Source organism: Pseudomonas sp. (assembly GCF_050739995.1).
GTDB lineage: Bacteria > Pseudomonadota > Gammaproteobacteria > Pseudomonadales > Pseudomonadaceae > Aquipseudomonas.
On the sequence record NZ_JBOICG010000129.1, the window covers coordinates 1 to 15,636 of the forward strand.

The following is a 15,636-nucleotide window of genomic DNA, read 5'->3' on the forward strand; positions in this document are numbered from 1 at the left end:
CTCCCACATTCGACCGCATTCTCATGTTGGAACTCGGTTAACTGTGGGAGCGGGCTTGCTCGCGAAGAGGCCCTGACAGGCGCTGCTGAACCTCAGGACTTGCCGGTAATCTTGCGATACTTGGCCATCAACTGCTCTTCCGTCTCCGGATGGGCTTCATCCAGCGGAATGCAATCCACCGGGCACACTTGCTGGCATTGAGGCTCGTCGTAGTGGCCGACACACTGGGTGCACAGGTTGGGGTCGATCACGTAGATCTCCTCACCCTGGGAAATCGCAGCGTTCGGGCACTCGGGTTCGCAGACGTCGCAATTGATGCAATCGTCGGTGATGATCAGGGACATGGAAACTCCTGCCAGGGCCGTCAGCCAAGGCATCTGAAAACTAATGCGGGCAATTGTGCCGCATTGGCGCCCGCAGTGCGAGCGGGCGCCGATTGAGCGGTGTTACTTCTTGAAGCGCAGCGTCAGTGCATCGGCCACGGCCGGGTGCACGAACTTGGTGATATCCCCGCCCAACGCCGCGATTTCACGGACCAACGTCGAGGAAATGAACGAATAACGCTCCGACGGTGTGAGGAACAGGCTTTCCACGTCCGGCGCCAGTTGGCGGTTCATGTTGGCCAGTTGGAATTCGTATTCGAAGTCCGACACCGCACGCAGGCCACGCAGGAATACATTGGCATTCTGCTCTTTGGCGAAATGTGCCAGCAGTGTGGAGAAACCCACTACTTCCACATTGGGCAGGTGCTTGGTGACCTCACGCGCCAGCTCCACGCGCTGTTCCAGGGGAAACAGCGGGTTTTTCTTGGGGCTGGCCGCGACCGCAATGATCACATGATCGAACAGGCGAGAGGCGCGTTCGACCAGATCGCCATGGCCTTTGGTAATCGGGTCGAAGGTACCTGGGTACAACACTCGGTTCATCGCGTCGTCCTGGCGGAGTCCGTTGGGGAACCGGATGGTATCGCAGCCATCCCGGTCGGCCAAGTCGACTTATGTAGATAGATACCGCGAATACCCGGTTTATTCATGCCGTTTTCAGACGTTCGGCCAACGCCGTCGCCAGTTGTGCGGTCAAGCCATACACCGACAATTGCGGGTTGGCACCAATGCTGGTGGGGAACAGCGAGCCGTCGTGGATCGACAGATTACGCAACTGGTGATGGCGACCCAGGCTGTCGGCTACCGCGTTTTTGGGATCTTCACCCATGGCGCAACCGCCCATCACATGGGCGCTGCCCAGGGTGGTGCGATGCAGTTCCAGACTCAGGCCGTCAATCAGGCTGCGTGCCTCAGCCAAGGTGTTGACGTAACGCGCATCGTGGTGCAGCGGCTTGACCGACTTGGCGCCTCCTGCGAACTGGATCTCGGCCATGCTGTGGAAGGCCCGGCGCAAACCGTCCCAGGCGTAAGGCGAAACCTGATAGTCGAGCACCGGCGTGCCGTCCCCACGCAAGCCCACGGTGCCGCCTTGGCTGTCGGGGTGAAAGCCGTCGCGCAGCAACGCCAGCATGGCGTGGGTGTGGGGCAGTTGGCCCATCTCCAGTGCGTTTTGCGTGCCATAGCCACCGAACAGGGTGCTGGCCAATCCCGGATGCAGGGGCGGTGCTTCGAGCTTGTAGGACATTTTGCCGGTGGTGCCGTCCTGCCATTGGAAGTGGTCGGAATAGATTGACTGCGGTGCGCCGTAGAACGGGTTGATCACCTCGTCGAATAGCCCCGCGGAGAAGTTCACCAGGTGCAGGAACGTACGCTTGCCCAGGCGCGAATGCGGGTCGGGCGCATCCGAACGCATCAGCAGCGCCGGGCTGTTGATGCCTCCACCAGACAGCACGTAATGCTTGGCCTTGACTGTAATTTTATGGCCGGTGGGCGCCACACAGCGCTCGTCCATGGCTACGCATTCCAGGCTGCTGATGGTGTCGCCACTGTACTTGAGGTGCTCGGCCCGGGCCAGGTAGAGCAGTTCGCCGCCTTTTTCCAGGGTGGAAGGGATCGTGGTCACCAGCATCGATTGCTTGGCGTTGACCGGGCAGCCCATGCCGCAATAACCCAGGTTGAAGCAGCCGCGTACATTGCGTGGGATCACATGCCAGCTATAGCCGAGTTTTTCGCAGCCTTTACGGATCACATCGTTATTGGCATTGGGCGGAATGGCCCAGGGGGCGATGCCGAGGCGTTGCTCCATTTTCTCGAACCATGGCGCCATCTCGATGCTGCTGTGGCCTTTGACCGCGTATTCACTGGCCCAGTGTGAGAGCGTGGCGTCGGGCGTGCGGAAGCTGGACGTCCAGTTGATCAGCGTGGTGCCACCCACGGCTCGGCCTTGCAGGATAGTGATCGCGCCGTCCTTGCTCATGCGGCCAATGCCTTCCTGGTACAGGCTGGCGTAGGCCTCGTCCTCCAACAGTTTGAAATCGCTGCTGGTTTTGAGTGGACCTTCTTCGATCAGCAGCACCTTGTAGCCGGCGGCACTGAGGATTTCAGCCGTGGTACCCCCTCCCGCACCGCTGCCGATGATCGCCACGTCGGCTTCCAGAGTCAGGTCATGGTCGAGGGCGGCACCATTGTGGGTTTTCCAGCCGCGGGCCAGGCCGTCGCGGAACAGATCGGGTACGGGCATAGGAATGAACTCTTATTTTTGTATGAAGTTACAGTCACTGTGGGAGCTGGGTTTCCAGGGTTAGATCTTCGGCGGCCCGGGGTAGCCGCAATGGGCCCAGGATGCCGGCCGGAAGTACCAGGCCATGATCACCAGCTTGAGCAGCGAGCCCTGGCCCATGCGCAGCAGGTTCAGGTAGCTGTTTTCCCAGCGATACAGGAAGTTGCGGATCTGGTCTGCGCTGGCGTTTTCCCAACTGCCCCAGATTCCGGTCAACGGCCCACGGGTGATGCCCATGCCTAATACGTCGAACAGTTGCTGGGTGAGCTTGAACATTTCCGGCGACAGGTGTTGCAGGCTGTAGTCGAGTTTTTTCAGGGTGTCTTCAATCCCGCTGGCCACTTCCTGGGCGCTGGCTGCGCCTTCGAGCAGCACTGGGATCACCGCTCGCAGGAAGGGCAGGTCGCTGCTGCGCAGCATGGCAAAGCCGCTGGCCGGGGTGCTGCTGGAGCAGCCGCTGAGGCTGGCGCCCAACCCGGCGGTGGCCAGGAAGGCGCTGGCACACAGGCCGATTTTCAAGACGCCGCGCCGTGACAGCACGGGTGATTCAGTCAGGCTGGGGTTCATTGTTTTTATGGTCCCGAGGGTGGCGATATCAGCGGATAAACAGCTTCTGGATGAGCTTCTGGATTGATTTTCCATAAGGCGGGTAGATCAACTTCGCCGCATTCAGGCGCTGTTTCACCAGTACGCCTTTGGCTTTGCTGAACGTCAGGAAGCCTTCATGGCCATGGTAGTGGCCCATGCCCGATGGGCCGATGCCACCGAACGGCATATCGTCCTGGGCAACATGCAGCAGCGTGTCGTTCAGGCATACGCCGCCGGAGTGGGTTTCGTGGAGTACTCGGTTTTGTTCGCCCTTGTTGTAGCCGAAGTAATACAGGGCCAGTGGGCGAGGGCGTTGGTTAATGTAGGCAAAAGCCTGGTCGAGGCCGCGATAAGGCACGATCGGCAGCAGTGGCCCAAAGATCTCATCCTGCATCACGATCATGTCATCGTTGACGTTCAGCAGCAGGCTATGGGCCATGCGCCGCGCTTGGCCCTGGTCGTACAGCGGAATCAACGTGGCACCTTTATCGGTCGCGTCTTTGACGTAGCTATTGAGCCTGGCCAGTTGCCGCTCGTTGATGATGGCGGTGTAGTCCGGGTTGTCGGCCAGGGTTGGATAAAACCCGCGAACAGCCTGGGTGTAGGCTTCAACGAAGCCTTCGACGCGATCTTCCGGCACCAGCACGTAGTCCGGTGCCACGCAGGTTTGCCCGGCGTTCAAGGCTTTGCCGAAGGCGATGCGTTCGGCGGCATCCTTGAGCGGCACATCGGCGGAAACGATGGCTGGGGATTTACCACCCAGCTCCAGGGTGACTGGCGTGAGATGTTCGGCCGCCGCACGCATCACATGCTTGCCGATGCTGGTGGCACCGGTAAACAGCAGGTGGTCGAAGGGCAGCTTGGAAAACGCCATGCCCACTTCGGCCTCCCCCAGCACCACGCATACCAGGTCCTCGGGGAAGACTTTCGCCAAGAGTGCCTTGAGCAGTTCGCCAGTGGCAGGTGTGGACTCGCTGAGTTTGAGCATCACCCGGTTACCCGCCGCCAACGCCCCGACCAGTGGGCCAATAGCCAGGTACAGCGGGTAATTCCAAGGCACGATCACACCCACGACACCCAGCGGTTGGTAGATGACCTTGGCCGACGCCGGTTGGAAGGCAATGCCTACGGCGCGGCGGGAGGGTTTCATCCAACCCTTGAGGTGTTTGCTGGCGTAGTGAATGCCATGCAGGCTGGGCATCAGTTCGGCGAACAGGGTTTCGTCGGCGCTGCGGTTGCTGAAGTCCTGGTTGATCGCGTTGATCAACCCTTGGCGTTCGTCACTGAGCAGATCGGACAAGGCCTTGAGCCATTGTTGGCGTTGCGCGGCCGACGGCATCGGGTTGGCCGCATAGGCACGACGTTGGGCGTCGAACAGGTGCTGGAGTTGATCCAGTGCCTGGGAATCTTGCAGGTAGGCAACGTTGGCAGACATGGCGCAGTTCCCGACTATTATTGGAATGCACCATTTATTAGAGTCATTGCTCTAAAATGTCAAATAACATTGCAGCAACATGCGGATTTATCCTGGCAAGGATAGGCCGTAAGATGCCTCATCACGTGTACAGAAGCTGATCCCCTATGGCACCACGAGTAAAGACCAGCGAGCGCATTGTGCAAACCAGCCTGGAGCTTTTTAACCAGCAGGGCGAGCGCAGTGTCAGCACCAACCATATTGCTGCTCATATGGAAATTTCCCCGGGCAACCTGTACTACCACTTCCCCAACAAGCAGGCGATCATCGCCGTACTGTTTCGTGAATACGAAACCTTGGTGGACAGTTTCCTGCGCCCACCCCAAGGCCGTGCCGTCACCGTCGAAGACAAGCGCTTCTACCTGCAGGCCGTGCTGGCCGGCATGTGGCGCTACCGTTTCCTACATCGCGACCTCGAACATCTGCTGGAAAGCGACCCGGAGCTGGCTACCGGCTACCGACGGTTCTCCCAGCGCTGCCTGGTACAGGGCAATGCCATCTATCAGGGGTTTGTCGATGCCGGCATCCTCAATATGGACCCGGTGCAAACCGAAGCCCTGACCCTCAACGCCTGGATCATCCTCACGTCCTGGGTACGTTTCCTGTGCACCACCAATGAAAACTCCGCCCACTTGAGCGCCGAAGCCATCAAGCGTGGGGTGTACCAGGTGCTGGTGCTGGAGGCGGGGTTTGTCGCGCCAGCGGCCAAGGACGCGGTGGATGCATTGTTTAAAGAGTTTTACGTGCCGTTGAATCAGGCACTGGAAGAAGTGAAGTAGAGCCTTTCCCGAATCTGTTCACAGGAGTCCGTCATGCCGCTTGCCCAACTGATCAGCCCCCAGCAACTGGCCGAGCGCCAACAGCGTGGAGGGTTGGTGACCCTGGATTGCCGTTTCGCCTTGGAAGACCCGGATTATGGGCGTTGCAGCTACGCCGAAGGGCATATCGAAGGCGCGCAATACGCCGACTTGGAGCGCCATCTCAGCGGCCCGGTGACCAAAGGCGTGACCGGTCGTCACCCATTGCCGGCAGCGGACACCTTGATTGAACAGTTGAAAACCTGGGGCATCAGCGCCGACACCGACATCGTGTTGTATGACGACGGCCCTGGCGCCTATGCCGCCCGCGCCTGGTGGCTGCTGGCCTGGCTGGGCAAGCGGGAGGGGGTGTTTATTCTGGACGGTGGCCTCAAGGCTTGGCATGCGGCCGGCTTCCCGCTGAGCCTGGATGCGCCGGTGGTTGAGCCGGGAACGTTCAGCGGTGCGCCGGACAATCATCTGCTATTGGATGCCGAACACCTGCAAAAACGCTTGGGCGAACCGGACATGACCTTGATCGACGCCCGCGCCCAACCGCGTTTTCGCGGCGAAGTGGAGCCCATCGACCCAATCGCCGGGCACATTCCCGGTGCCCAATGTGCGGCATTCAATGAAAACCTGGGCAGTGACGGCCGTTTCCTGCCGGCTGAACAGCTCAAGCAGCGTTTCGCTACGCAGCTGCAGGGCCGCTCGCCGGATAAGCTGGTGGCGTATTGCGGATCAGGTGTGACGGCGTGCCATAACCTGTTTGCCCTGAGCCTGGCCGGCTACCCGTTAGGGAAGCTGTACGCGGGGTCGTGGAGCGAGTGGATTACTGATCCTGAGCGTGAAATTGCTACAGGCGACTGAATCGACTGAGGTGTAAACCCAATCAACTGTGGGAGCTGGCTTGCCTGCGATGAGGGGGTGTCAGCAAACTGATTGTTGGCTGATATGCCGCTATCGCAGGCAAGCCAGCTCCCACATTTTTTAACCGTGTTGTGCCAGCAGCCATTTCGGAATCCGGCGCTCCAAGTAATAGCTTGGTTGCTTGAGCGAGCCGTCGACAAACCCCACATGCCCACCTTTGGCCAGCAGCTCGAATTCGGTGCACTCCGACAGTTCCCTCGCCTCGGGCAAGCTGTGGGCAAACACAAACGGGTCATCCGCCGCCTGGATGATCAGGGTCGGCGTGCGGATCGCCCCCAGGTAATAACGGCTCGATGCACGGCGGTAATAGTCCTCGGCGCTGAGGAAACCATGCAGCGGCGCGGTGACCCGCCCGTCGAAGTCCCAGAACGTGCGCATCTTCTCCAGTGAGCCAAGGTCTTCCAGGGTTTTAAGCCCGTCAGACCGGCCATCCTGCTGAAAGCGGCTCTGCTTGGTGCGGATGTACGCCAACATCTCGCGCATGAAGTGCTTTTGATAAACCCGCGAAAACCCCAGCCCGATACGGTCTGCACACTGATCCAGGCGAAATGGCACCGACACCGCCGCGGCGCCTTGCAGGCCGGACATTTCACCGGTCTCCCCCAGGTGCTTGAGTAGCACGTTACCGCCCAGCGAATAACCCACCGCATACAGTGGCGCCAACGGCCGTTTGGCTCGCAGGTGCGCAATTGTTGCTGCCAGGTCTTCACTGGCGCCGGAGTGATAACTGCGCGCCAGCAGGTTCGGTTCACCTGAGCAACCGCGCCAGTTCAACGCCGCGCTGGCCCAGCCTTGGGTGGCGAGGGCTTTTTGCAGGCCGGCTACATAGGGTGAGTTGGATGAACCGGTCAACCCGTGCAGCACCAGCACCAACGGTGCTTGCGCGTCGTGGGGGCCGTGCCAGTCGAGGTCGAGGAAGTCGCCATCGTCCAGCCACAAGCGTTCGCGTTGGCGTTCGATGTGGGTGGTCGGGCGCCATAGCGGCCCCCAGAGCGTTTGCAGATGGGGGTTGCCGAGGCCGAAGGCGGGTTTGAAGGTTTCAGAAGAAGGCTTCATGCAGATCTCTGTAGTGAGCGGGCTTGCCCCGCGCTGGGTGGCGGAGCCGCCCCAATCCGTCCAATGCATGCATCCAGGTAGAACTCAGGCGTCTGGTTTTGGGGCGACTTCGCCACCCGGCGCGGGGCAAGCTCGCTCACTACAAGGTGTTGCGGTGCCACAGTGCGTAATACACCCGACCGGACTTCTGCTCCCGATGCAGGCGCCAGCTGCCCGGCAGGCCAAGGGTGGAGGGTGCGGTCTCGCTTTCAGTGTAGATCCACGCATCCGCCGCCAGCCATTGGCGTTCTTCCAGCAACGCACACACAGTCGGCAGCAGGTTCTGGTTGAACGGTGGGTCGAGGAACACCACGTCGTATTCGCTGGCCGGCTGGGTTTCCAGATAGCGCAATGCATCGGCCGTCTGGACCTGGCCGGTGGTGCAGCGCAGGGTGCCCAGGTGTTCCTTGAGGCTGGAAACCGCCACATTGCTGGCATCCAGCGCCTGGCCTTGGGCCGCGCCACGGGACAGCGCTTCGAGGAACAGCGCGCCACTGCCGGCAAACGGGTCCAGCACCTTGGCTCCACCGATGTACGGCGCGAGCCAGTTGAACAGGGTTTCACGCACGCGATCGGGTGTTGGGCGCAGGCCCACGACGTCGGGGAAGCTCAGCTTGCGGCTGCCCCATTCGCCACCAATGATACGCAGTTGGCCCACACCGTTATGCACGTTGTGGACGGGTTTTTTCGGGCGAGATGAACTGGCCATTAATGCTCCGGAACCCCGAGCGGTTGCTCGGCAGGTTTATCAGTGGGGGGCGGTAGTGGCTTTTGCGCAATCGTCGGGCCGGCGGTCACGATGACCATCTTGTCGGCGCTCAAGTGTTTGTTCAAGGCAGCCTTGACCTGCTCTACGGTCAGGGCCTGGGATTGTTTCATGAAATCTTCCAGATAGCTCAGCTGCAGGTTGTAGAAACCCATGGCGCCCAGCTGCCCGACGATATCGGCGTTGCTCGCCGTCGACAGTGGGAAGCTGCCCGCCAGCTCGCGCTTGGCGTCATCGAGTTCCTTTTGCGTCGGGCCGGTCTTGAGGTAGTCGGCCAGCACGTCTTCAACCAGGCGCAGGGTGCCGCCACTCATTTCGGCGCGGGTCTGCAGGTTGATCATGAACGGGCCGCGTACCTGCATCGGCGAGAAGCCGGAGTACACGCCGTAGGTCAGGCCGCGTTTTTCGCGGACTTCGCTCATCAGGCGAGTACCGAAGCCGCCGCCACCGAGAATCTGGTTGCCCAGGGACAGGGCCGCGTAGTCCGGATCGGCGCGGTCGATACCCAGTTGGGCGAACAGCAGGTGAGTCTGTTTGGATGGAAACTCTATATGGCTCAGGCCGGCCTTGGGCTCAACGGGTTGGGCGATCTTGGCCAGTGCCGGGCCTTTGGGCAGCGCTGCGGAAACCTTGGCCGTCATGGCCTCGGCTTCGGCGCGGGTCAGGTCGCCGACCACTGCAATGACTGCATTGCCCGCGGCGTAAGCCTTGGCGTGGAAGGCTTGCAGTTGGGCCGGGGTGATTTTTGGAACACTCTCGGGCGTGCCTTCACTCGGGTGTGCGTAAGGGTGGTCACCGTAGAGGCGCTTGAACAGTTCCAGGCTCGCCAGTTTGCCGGGGTTCTGTTTCTGGTATTCGAAGCCGGCGAGGATCTGGTTCTTGATGCGCGCCAGGGAGTCGGCCGGGAAGGTCGGCTTGCCGATCACCTGATCAAACAGGCTCAGGGCTGCGTCGCGTTTGTCGCTGTCGCTCAGGCTGCGCAAGGACACCAGCGCCATGTCGCGGTACGCGCCATTACCGAAGTCGGCACCCAGGCCTTCAAAACCGCTGGCGATCTGGCTGACATCCTTGCCCGGTACGCCTTCGTTGAGCATGGCGTTGGTCATCAGCGCCAGGCCCGGCGCGTCGCCGTCCTGGCTGCTGCCGGCGGCGAACAGGATACGCAGGTCGAACATCGGCAGTTCATGGGCTTCGACGAACAGGACCTTGGCGCCTTCGGCGGTGTTCCAGGTTTGTACGTCGAGCTTGCGGTTCGTCGGCGCCTTGCCGTCCAGCTCCGCCAAGGATTGCAGTTTGTTGGCCGATTGCGCCTTGTCCAATGCCTGGCTGGCGACGGACTCGCTCGGACGCAGGAAATACACGGCGCTCGCGGCGATCAGGGTGACGACGATCAGGCCGGGAAAAATCAGGCGGCTGCTTTTGCGATCACTCATGAGCGGTCTCCTCAGGCAGAACATGGGCGACGCTCAGACGTTCGCGGGTGAAATAGGTACGTGCGGCTTTCTGGATATCTTCCGGCGTCACGCTTTGCAGGTCAGCCAGTTCGGTGTCCATTAACTTCCAGGACAGGCCGACGGTTTCCAGGGAGCCGATGGCCGTGGCCTGGCTGGTGATGGAGTCGCGTTGGTAGACCACGCCGGCAATGACCTGGGCGCGGATACGCTCCAGTTCCTCAGTGGTCGGTGGCTTGGCTTTCAGTTCATCCAGCAGGCGCCACAGGCCGGCTTCGGCTTGGGCAATGGTCTTTTTCTTCTGCTGGTTTGGCGTGGCCGTCAGGGTGAACAGACTGTCACCACGGGTATAGGCGTCGTAGCTGGTGGAGGCGGCGGAGACCAGCTCTTCACCGCGCTCCAGTTGCTCCGAAATGCGTGCGCTATAGCCGCCATCCAGCAGCGCCGAGATCAGGCGCAGGGCTTGTACCGAGCGCTTGTCTTCGGCAGTCGCCAAGCCGGGTACGTTGAAGCCGAGGATGACGCTTGGCAGTTGGGTTTGCACGCGCATTGTCAGCAGGCGTTCACCGGGCTCGGCCAGCTCCAGCGGGATCTTGGCGGGCGGCACGTCACGCTTGGGGATCGGGCCGAAGTAACGCTGGGCCAGGTTTTTCACTTCATCCGGCGTTACATCGCCGACCACCACCAGGGTGGCGTTGTTCGGCACGTACCAGGACTGATACCAGTGGCGCAGTTCTTCAACTTTCATGCGCTCAAGGTCGGCCATCCAACCGATGGTCGGCGTGTGGTAGCCGCTTGCCGGATAGGCCATGGCCTTGAAGCGTTCGTAAGCCTTGGACATCGGGTTGTCGTCGGTGCGCAGGCGACGCTCTTCCTTGATCACTTCGATTTCGCGGCTGAACTCATCGGCCGGCAGGCGCAGGCTGGCCATGCGGTCGGCTTCCAGTTCGAAGGCAACGCCCAGGCGATCACGGGCCAGCACCTGGTAGTAGGCGGTGTAGTCGTCGCTGGTGAAGGCGTTCTCCTCGGCGCCCAGGTCGCGCAGGATCAGCGAAGCTTCGCCGGGGCCGACCTTGGCGCTGCCCTTGAACATCATGTGTTCCAGGGCGTGGGACAAACCGGTCTGGCCCGGGGTTTCATAGCTCGATCCCACCTTGTACCAGACCTGGGAAACCACCACCGGCGCGCGATGGTCTTCGCGCACGACCACTTTGAGGCCGTTATCCAGGGTGAATTCATGGGTGGGTTGTGGGTCGGCAGCCAGAGCTGAAAGGGGCAGACAAACTGTGCTGAGCAGCAGGCCTGCGGCGCGGCGGGCTAGAGCATTCATTCGTTTTTAAACCTGTTGGGCTGCCCGCTTGGTCTTAGCGTCGGCGGGCGAGGAGGTGCTAGGATACTGATCCGACTTAGGGTCGGCCACTGCGGCCACCATATCGTGCCGGATCAAGTCGTAGGAATGCTGGAATAGAACGTGGGTTTCCCCGACGATCTTCCACTTTTCGCCGATGTTATCGCTTCAGTCCTTTATTGAAACGATTCGTTAAGGCATTTATTTACGCCTTACAAAATGTTGCGCATGAACAAGCCAGCCTTAAAGCAGTCTGTTCTGCATCGAATTTATTTACCGAGGCGCCTTGGCGCATCGCTACTTTGAGATAGCCGTCCTCCATGTTTGGTTCCAACGACGACAAGAAGAGCCCAGCTGCGGCTGGCGAGAAAAAAGGCCTGTTCGGATGGCTGCGCAAAAAGCCGCAGGAAACCGTCGTCGAACAGCCACAGGTGCAACCTGAGCCGATTCCTGAGCCAATAAAAGAAGCCGAACCGGTTGCTGAAACTCCGGCACCGGTGGTGCTGCCGATGGCTGAGCCGGTGTTGCAGCCAGTGGTCGAGGCGGCGCCGGAAGCAGAGTCGGAGCCAGAACCTGAGCACAAGCCGTGGCTGGAATTGCCAGTGGCTGAAGAACCGGTGGCGCTGGTTGAAGACGTACAGGCCGAACACATCACGCCACCGATTCCTGCGGTCGTTGAGCCAGTGGCGGTGGTGGTCGAGGCGCCGCCGGTCGTAGAAGTGGCGGCTCCTGCTGCCGTCGAGCCAGAGCCTGTGGTTGCTGCCGCTGCCGAAACCAGCAAAACCGGCTTCTTCGCCCGTCTCAAGCAGGGCCTGAGCAAGACCAGCGCCAGCATCGGCGAAGGCATGGCCAGCCTGTTCCTGGGCAAGAAGGTCATCGATGACGAACTGCTGGAAGACATCGAAACCCGCCTGCTGACCGCCGACGTGGGCGTCGAAGCCACCGCCGTGATCATCCAGAGCCTGACCCAGAAGGTCGCGCGCAAGCAACTGACTGACGCCGACGCACTGTACAAGTCCCTGCAGGCCGAGCTGGCAGCGATGCTCAAGCCCGTGGAAGCCCCGCTGGTGATCACGCCGAACAAGCCATTTGTGATCCTGGTCGTGGGCGTCAACGGCGCCGGCAAGACCACCACCATCGGCAAGCTGGCCAAGAAGCTGCAGTCTGAAGGCAAGAAAGTCATGCTGGCTGCGGGCGACACCTTCCGCGCCGCTGCCGTTGAACAGCTGCAAGTGTGGGGCGAGCGCAACAAGATCCCGGTAATCGCCCAGCACACCGGCGCCGACTCTGCTTCGGTGATCTTCGATGCCGTGCAGGCCGCCAAGGCGCGCAACATCGATGTGTTGATCGCCGATACCGCCGGTCGCCTGCACACCAAAGACAACCTGATGGAAGAACTGAAGAAGGTGCGCCGGGTGATCGGCAAGCTCGACGCAGACGCGCCCCACGAAGTATTGCTGGTGCTGGACGCCGGTACTGGTCAGAACGCCATCAACCAGGCCAAACAATTCAACCAGACGGTGCAACTGTCCGGCCTGGCATTGACTAAGCTCGACGGCACGGCCAAGGGTGGCGTGATTTTCGCCCTGGCTAAACAGTTCGGGTTGCCGATTCGTTATATCGGTGTCGGTGAAGGTATCGATGACCTGCGCACCTTTGAAGCCGAACCCTTTGTACAGGCACTGTTTGCCGAGCGGGAGCGTTCATGATTCGATTCGAGCAGGTCGGTAAACGCTATGCCAACGGGCATGTGGGCTTGCATGAGCTGAGCTTTCGAGTGCGCCGTGGCGAATTCTTGTTTGTCACCGGCCATTCGGGTGCTGGCAAAAGTACATTGTTGCGTCTGCTGCTGGCCATGGAACGCCCGACCACCGGCAAGCTGCTGCTGGCCGGCCAGGACCTGGCGACCATCAGCAATGCGCAGATTCCGTTCCTGCGTCGCCAGATCGGCGTGGTGTTCCAGAACCACCAGTTGCTGTTCGATCGCACGGTGTTCAATAACGTCGCGCTGCCGTTGCAGATTCTCGGGCTGTCCAAGGCCGAGATCATCAAGCGTGTGGATTCGGCCCTGGAGCGCGTGGCGCTGTCGGACAAGACCGACCTTTACCCAGGCGACCTGTCCACCGGCCAGCAGCAGCGCGTCGGCATCGCCCGCGCCATCGTTCACCGCCCGGCCTTGCTGCTGGCGGACGAACCCACCGGTAACCTCGACCCGCGTCTTGCCGCCGAAATCATGGGCGTGTTCGAAGACATCAACCGCCTGGGCACCAGTGTGCTGATCGCCAGCCACGACCTGGCGCTGATCGCTCGCATGCGCCACCGCATGCTGACCCTGCAACGCGGTCGCTTGATCGGTGACGGGGAGGCTGGTGTATGAGTGCCACTCGCAGCCCTAAAGTTTCCGAACGCGTGGCGCCGAAAGCGGCCGACCCGCAACCGTCGAAGAAGAAAAAGCACGACGAGGACGATGGCCCGGACTTCGGCACGCTGCTGCGCGCCTGGATCGAAAGCCATCGCGCCAGCCTGCTCGACAGCCTGCGCCGCCTGGGCAAGCAGCCGATTGGCAGCTTCTTCACGTGCCTGGTGATGGCCGTGGCGTTGAGTCTGCCGATGGGTTTGTCGCTGCTGCTTAATAATGTGGAGCGCCTGGGCGGGTCCTGGCAGCGTGCGGCGCAGATTTCCCTTTACCTCAACCTCGACGCCAGCACCAAGGATGGCGAGGGGCTGCGCGATGACATCAAGAACCTGCCGGGCGTGGCGGATGCTGAGTACATCAGTCGCGACCAGGCCCTTGAAGAGTTCCAGCAACAATCCGGGCTGGGCGAGGCGCTGAAAGAGCTGCCGCAGAACCCGCTGCCGGGCGTGGTGCTGGTGACGCCGAACGAAGTCGACAAACCGGCCCTTGAGGCCCTGCGACAAAAACTCGCAGAGATGCCCAAGGTGCAACAGGCGCAGCTTGATCTAGTCTGGGTGGAGCGCCTGGCGGCGATCCTCAAGCTGGGCGATCGCTTTGTGTTCGGCCTGACGGTGCTGTTGGTGTCTGCATTACTTTTGGTGATAGGCAATACCATTCGTCTTCATATTGAAAACCGTCGCACCGAGATAGAAGTGATTAAACTGGTCGGCGGCACGGACAGCTATGTGCGTCGTCCTTTTCTGTACATGGGCGCGCTTTATGGCTTGGGTGCCGGGATTTTGTCCTGGGGCGTGCTGGCGTTTGGCCTTGACTGGCTGAACGACGCGGTCATCGGGCTTGCCGGCTTGTATGGCAGTGATTTTGCGCTGGCCGGCGTGCCGGTTGCCGATGGTCTGAGTCTCTTGCTTGGCGCAGTGCTGTTGGGGTATATCGGTGCTTGGATTGCGGTCGCTCGTCATTTACGCGAGCTGGCACCGAAGTAGTTAATGTCAGATTAATGTGGTTTCGTTTGTATTGACCGTATTGGTGGTTTAGGGAACTTTTCCTACGGTTCCCGGTCAATTTTCGCAGTGCTGAACTGCACGAGTTATGTGAGTCGGAGGTTTTTTCGTATGACCACTTCTTTGCAACCTGCTTATGCCTTGGTCCCGGGTGCGAACCTGGAGGCTTATGTGCACACGGTGAACAGCATTCCATTGCTGACGCCTGAGCAGGAGCGTGAACTGGCCGAGAGTCTCTACTATGAGCAGGATTTGGGGGCGGCTCGGCAGATGGTGCTCGCCCACCTGCGTTTTGTCGTACATATCGCCCGTAGCTATAGCGGCTACGGCCTGGCCCAGGCTGACCTGATCCAGGAAGGCAACGTCGGCCTGATGAAGGCTGTAAAGCGCTTCAACCCTGAAATGGGCGTGCGCCTGGTGTCGTTTGCCGTGCACTGGATCAAGGCGGAAATCCACGAGTTCATCCTGCGCAACTGGCGCATCGTGAAAGTCGCGACCACCAAGGCCCAGCGCAAGCTGTTCTTCAACCTGCGCAGCCAGAAAAAACGCCTGGCATGGCTCAACAACGAGGAAGTCCACCGCGTGGCCGAAAGCCTCGGTGTGGAGCCCCGTGAAGTGCGCGAGATGGAAAGTCGCCTGACCGGCCATGACATGGCCTTCGACCCGGCTGCCGAAGCGGACGACGACAGTGCCTTCCAATCGCCGGCCAACTACCTGGAAGACCACCGGTACGACCCGGCGCGTCAACTGGAAGATGCCGACTGGAGCGACAACTCCAACCACAACCTGCACGAAGCGCTGGAAGTGCTGGACGACCGCAGCCGTGACATCCTCTATCAGCGTTGGCTGGCGGAAGATAAAGCCACGCTGCACGACCTGGCACAGAAGTACAACGTGTCGGCGGAGCGGATTCGTCAGCTTGAGAAAAGCGCGATGAATAAGCTGAAGCTGTCGATCGCTGCCTAAAACGCTGCGAAAAGACAAGAAAATGCCCCGATCGAGAGATCGGGGCATTTTTGTTTGGGCTCAGATAGTCTCAAAGCCCATCTCAGTTCAATGTGGGATCTGGCTTGCCTGCGATGAGGCCGTGTCAGGCAATACATCTG

Annotated in this window: 15 protein-coding genes; 6 read left to right on the forward strand and 9 right to left on the reverse strand. The window is 60.5% G+C overall.

Annotated elements, in window-relative coordinates; all coding sequences use genetic code 11:
• Window positions 1-92 precede the first annotated feature (92 nt).
• The 5 genes from ACRESD_RS04420 to ACRESD_RS04440 form a co-directional block, all read right to left on the reverse strand.
• Entirely contained in the window at window positions 93-344 is a 252-nt protein-coding gene (locus tag ACRESD_RS04420; RefSeq protein ID WP_431749808.1) for a YfhL family 4Fe-4S dicluster ferredoxin, read from the reverse strand.
• Window positions 345-446: 102 nt separating this feature from the next.
• A complete protein-coding gene (coaD, locus tag ACRESD_RS04425; RefSeq protein WP_003176711.1) occupies window positions 447-926 on the reverse strand; it encodes a pantetheine-phosphate adenylyltransferase in 480 nt (159 codons plus the stop codon).
• Window positions 927-1,029: 103 nt separating this feature from the next.
• Window positions 1,030-2,625, reverse strand: a complete 1,596-nt coding sequence (locus ACRESD_RS04430; RefSeq protein WP_431749809.1) for a GMC family oxidoreductase N-terminal domain-containing protein — start codon at window positions 2,623-2,625, stop codon at window positions 1,030-1,032.
• Window positions 2,626-2,685: 60 nt separating this feature from the next.
• Window positions 2,686-3,231, reverse strand: coding sequence for a twin-arginine translocation pathway signal protein (locus ACRESD_RS04435; protein WP_431749810.1), 546 nt, complete (start codon window positions 3,229-3,231; stop codon window positions 2,686-2,688).
• A gap of 28 nt (window positions 3,232-3,259) precedes the next feature.
• Window positions 3,260-4,687, reverse strand: a complete 1,428-nt coding sequence (locus ACRESD_RS04440) for a coniferyl aldehyde dehydrogenase (RefSeq protein ID WP_431749811.1) — start codon at window positions 4,685-4,687, stop codon at window positions 3,260-3,262.
• Between the two features lie 146 nt (window positions 4,688-4,833).
• On the opposite strand from ACRESD_RS04440, the gene ACRESD_RS04445 reads away from it, so the two are divergent.
• Both ACRESD_RS04445 and ACRESD_RS04450 read left to right on the forward strand, forming a co-directional pair.
• A complete protein-coding gene (locus ACRESD_RS04445) occupies window positions 4,834-5,505 on the forward strand; it encodes a TetR/AcrR family transcriptional regulator (protein ID WP_431749812.1) in 672 nt (223 codons plus the stop codon).
• Window positions 5,506-5,538: 33 nt separating this feature from the next.
• On the forward strand, window positions 5,539-6,393 hold the full coding sequence (locus ACRESD_RS04450; RefSeq protein ID WP_431749813.1) for a sulfurtransferase: 855 nt from the start codon (window positions 5,539-5,541) through the stop codon (window positions 6,391-6,393).
• Between the two features lie 120 nt (window positions 6,394-6,513).
• On the opposite strand, the gene ACRESD_RS04455 is transcribed toward ACRESD_RS04450, so the two are convergent.
• The 4 genes from ACRESD_RS04455 to ACRESD_RS04470 all read right to left on the reverse strand — a co-directional run bounded on the left by ACRESD_RS04455 (window position 6,514) and on the right by ACRESD_RS04470 (window position 11,095).
• On the reverse strand, window positions 6,514-7,509 hold the full coding sequence (locus ACRESD_RS04455) for a hydrolase (RefSeq protein WP_431749814.1): 996 nt from the start codon (window positions 7,507-7,509) through the stop codon (window positions 6,514-6,516).
• A 139-nt stretch (window positions 7,510-7,648) separates the two neighbouring features.
• Window positions 7,649-8,257, reverse strand: coding sequence for a 16S rRNA (guanine(966)-N(2))-methyltransferase RsmD (rsmD, locus tag ACRESD_RS04460; protein ID WP_431749815.1), 609 nt, complete (start codon window positions 8,255-8,257; stop codon window positions 7,649-7,651).
• Window positions 8,257-9,747, reverse strand: coding sequence for a M16 family metallopeptidase (locus ACRESD_RS04465; protein ID WP_431749816.1), 1,491 nt, complete (start codon window positions 9,745-9,747; stop codon window positions 8,257-8,259). The genes rsmD and ACRESD_RS04465 overlap by 1 nt, the downstream gene beginning before the upstream one ends.
• A complete protein-coding gene (locus ACRESD_RS04470) occupies window positions 9,740-11,095 on the reverse strand; it encodes a M16 family metallopeptidase (RefSeq protein ID WP_431749817.1) in 1,356 nt (451 codons plus the stop codon). The genes ACRESD_RS04465 and ACRESD_RS04470 overlap by 8 nt, the downstream gene beginning before the upstream one ends.
• 338 nt (window positions 11,096-11,433) lie before the next feature.
• Between ACRESD_RS04470 and ftsY the strand changes: the two genes are divergently transcribed.
• The 4 genes from ftsY (at window position 11,434) to rpoH (ending at window position 15,496) form a co-directional block, all read left to right on the forward strand.
• Window positions 11,434-12,822, forward strand: coding sequence for a signal recognition particle-docking protein FtsY (ftsY, locus tag ACRESD_RS04475; protein ID WP_431749818.1), 1,389 nt, complete (start codon window positions 11,434-11,436; stop codon window positions 12,820-12,822).
• Window positions 12,819-13,490: a cell division ATP-binding protein FtsE gene (gene ftsE / locus ACRESD_RS04480; RefSeq protein ID WP_003176700.1), complete on the forward strand. Its 672-nt coding sequence runs from the start codon at window positions 12,819-12,821 to the stop codon at window positions 13,488-13,490. Before ftsY ends, ftsE begins: the two co-directional genes overlap by 4 nt.
• Entirely contained in the window at window positions 13,487-14,512 is a 1,026-nt protein-coding gene (gene ftsX, locus ACRESD_RS04485) for a permease-like cell division protein FtsX (RefSeq protein ID WP_431749819.1), read from the forward strand. The genes ftsE and ftsX overlap by 4 nt, the downstream gene beginning before the upstream one ends.
• 129 nt (window positions 14,513-14,641) lie before the next feature.
• Window positions 14,642-15,496: an RNA polymerase sigma factor RpoH gene (gene rpoH / locus ACRESD_RS04490; RefSeq protein ID WP_016972967.1), complete on the forward strand. Its 855-nt coding sequence runs from the start codon at window positions 14,642-14,644 to the stop codon at window positions 15,494-15,496.
• The last annotated feature ends 140 nt before the right edge of the window (window positions 15,497-15,636 follow it).

What these genes read in the sequence shown, in the direction of transcription:
- ACRESD_RS04465 (WP_431749816.1), bottom strand. Translation starts at nt 9,747, where the DNA reads ATGAGTGATCGCAAAAGCAGCCGCCTGATTTTTCCCGGCCTGATCGTC.
- ACRESD_RS04435 (WP_431749810.1), bottom strand. Translation starts at nt 3,231, where the DNA reads ATGAACCCCAGCCTGACTGAATCACCCGTGCTGTCACGGCGCGGCGTC.
- ftsY (WP_431749818.1), top strand. Translation starts at nt 11,434, where the DNA reads ATGTTTGGTTCCAACGACGACAAGAAGAGCCCAGCTGCGGCTGGCGAG.
- coaD (WP_003176711.1), bottom strand. Translation starts at nt 926, where the DNA reads ATGAACCGAGTGTTGTACCCAGGTACCTTCGACCCGATTACCAAAGGC.
- ACRESD_RS04450 (WP_431749813.1), top strand. Translation starts at nt 5,539, where the DNA reads ATGCCGCTTGCCCAACTGATCAGCCCCCAGCAACTGGCCGAGCGCCAA.
- rpoH (WP_016972967.1), top strand. Translation starts at nt 14,642, where the DNA reads ATGACCACTTCTTTGCAACCTGCTTATGCCTTGGTCCCGGGTGCGAAC.
- ACRESD_RS04420 (WP_431749808.1), bottom strand. Translation starts at nt 344, where the DNA reads ATGTCCCTGATCATCACCGACGATTGCATCAATTGCGACGTCTGCGAA.
- ftsE (WP_003176700.1), top strand. Translation starts at nt 12,819, where the DNA reads ATGATTCGATTCGAGCAGGTCGGTAAACGCTATGCCAACGGGCATGTG.
- ACRESD_RS04470 (WP_431749817.1), bottom strand. Translation starts at nt 11,095, where the DNA reads ATGAATGCTCTAGCCCGCCGCGCCGCAGGCCTGCTGCTCAGCACAGTT.
- ACRESD_RS04445 (WP_431749812.1), top strand. Translation starts at nt 4,834, where the DNA reads ATGGCACCACGAGTAAAGACCAGCGAGCGCATTGTGCAAACCAGCCTG.
- ACRESD_RS04440 (WP_431749811.1), bottom strand. Translation starts at nt 4,687, where the DNA reads ATGTCTGCCAACGTTGCCTACCTGCAAGATTCCCAGGCACTGGATCAA.
- ACRESD_RS04455 (WP_431749814.1), bottom strand. Translation starts at nt 7,509, where the DNA reads ATGAAGCCTTCTTCTGAAACCTTCAAACCCGCCTTCGGCCTCGGCAAC.
- rsmD (WP_431749815.1), bottom strand. Translation starts at nt 8,257, where the DNA reads ATGGCCAGTTCATCTCGCCCGAAAAAACCCGTCCACAACGTGCATAAC.
- ACRESD_RS04430 (WP_431749809.1), bottom strand. Translation starts at nt 2,625, where the DNA reads ATGCCCGTACCCGATCTGTTCCGCGACGGCCTGGCCCGCGGCTGGAAA.
- ftsX (WP_431749819.1), top strand. Translation starts at nt 13,487, where the DNA reads ATGAGTGCCACTCGCAGCCCTAAAGTTTCCGAACGCGTGGCGCCGAAA.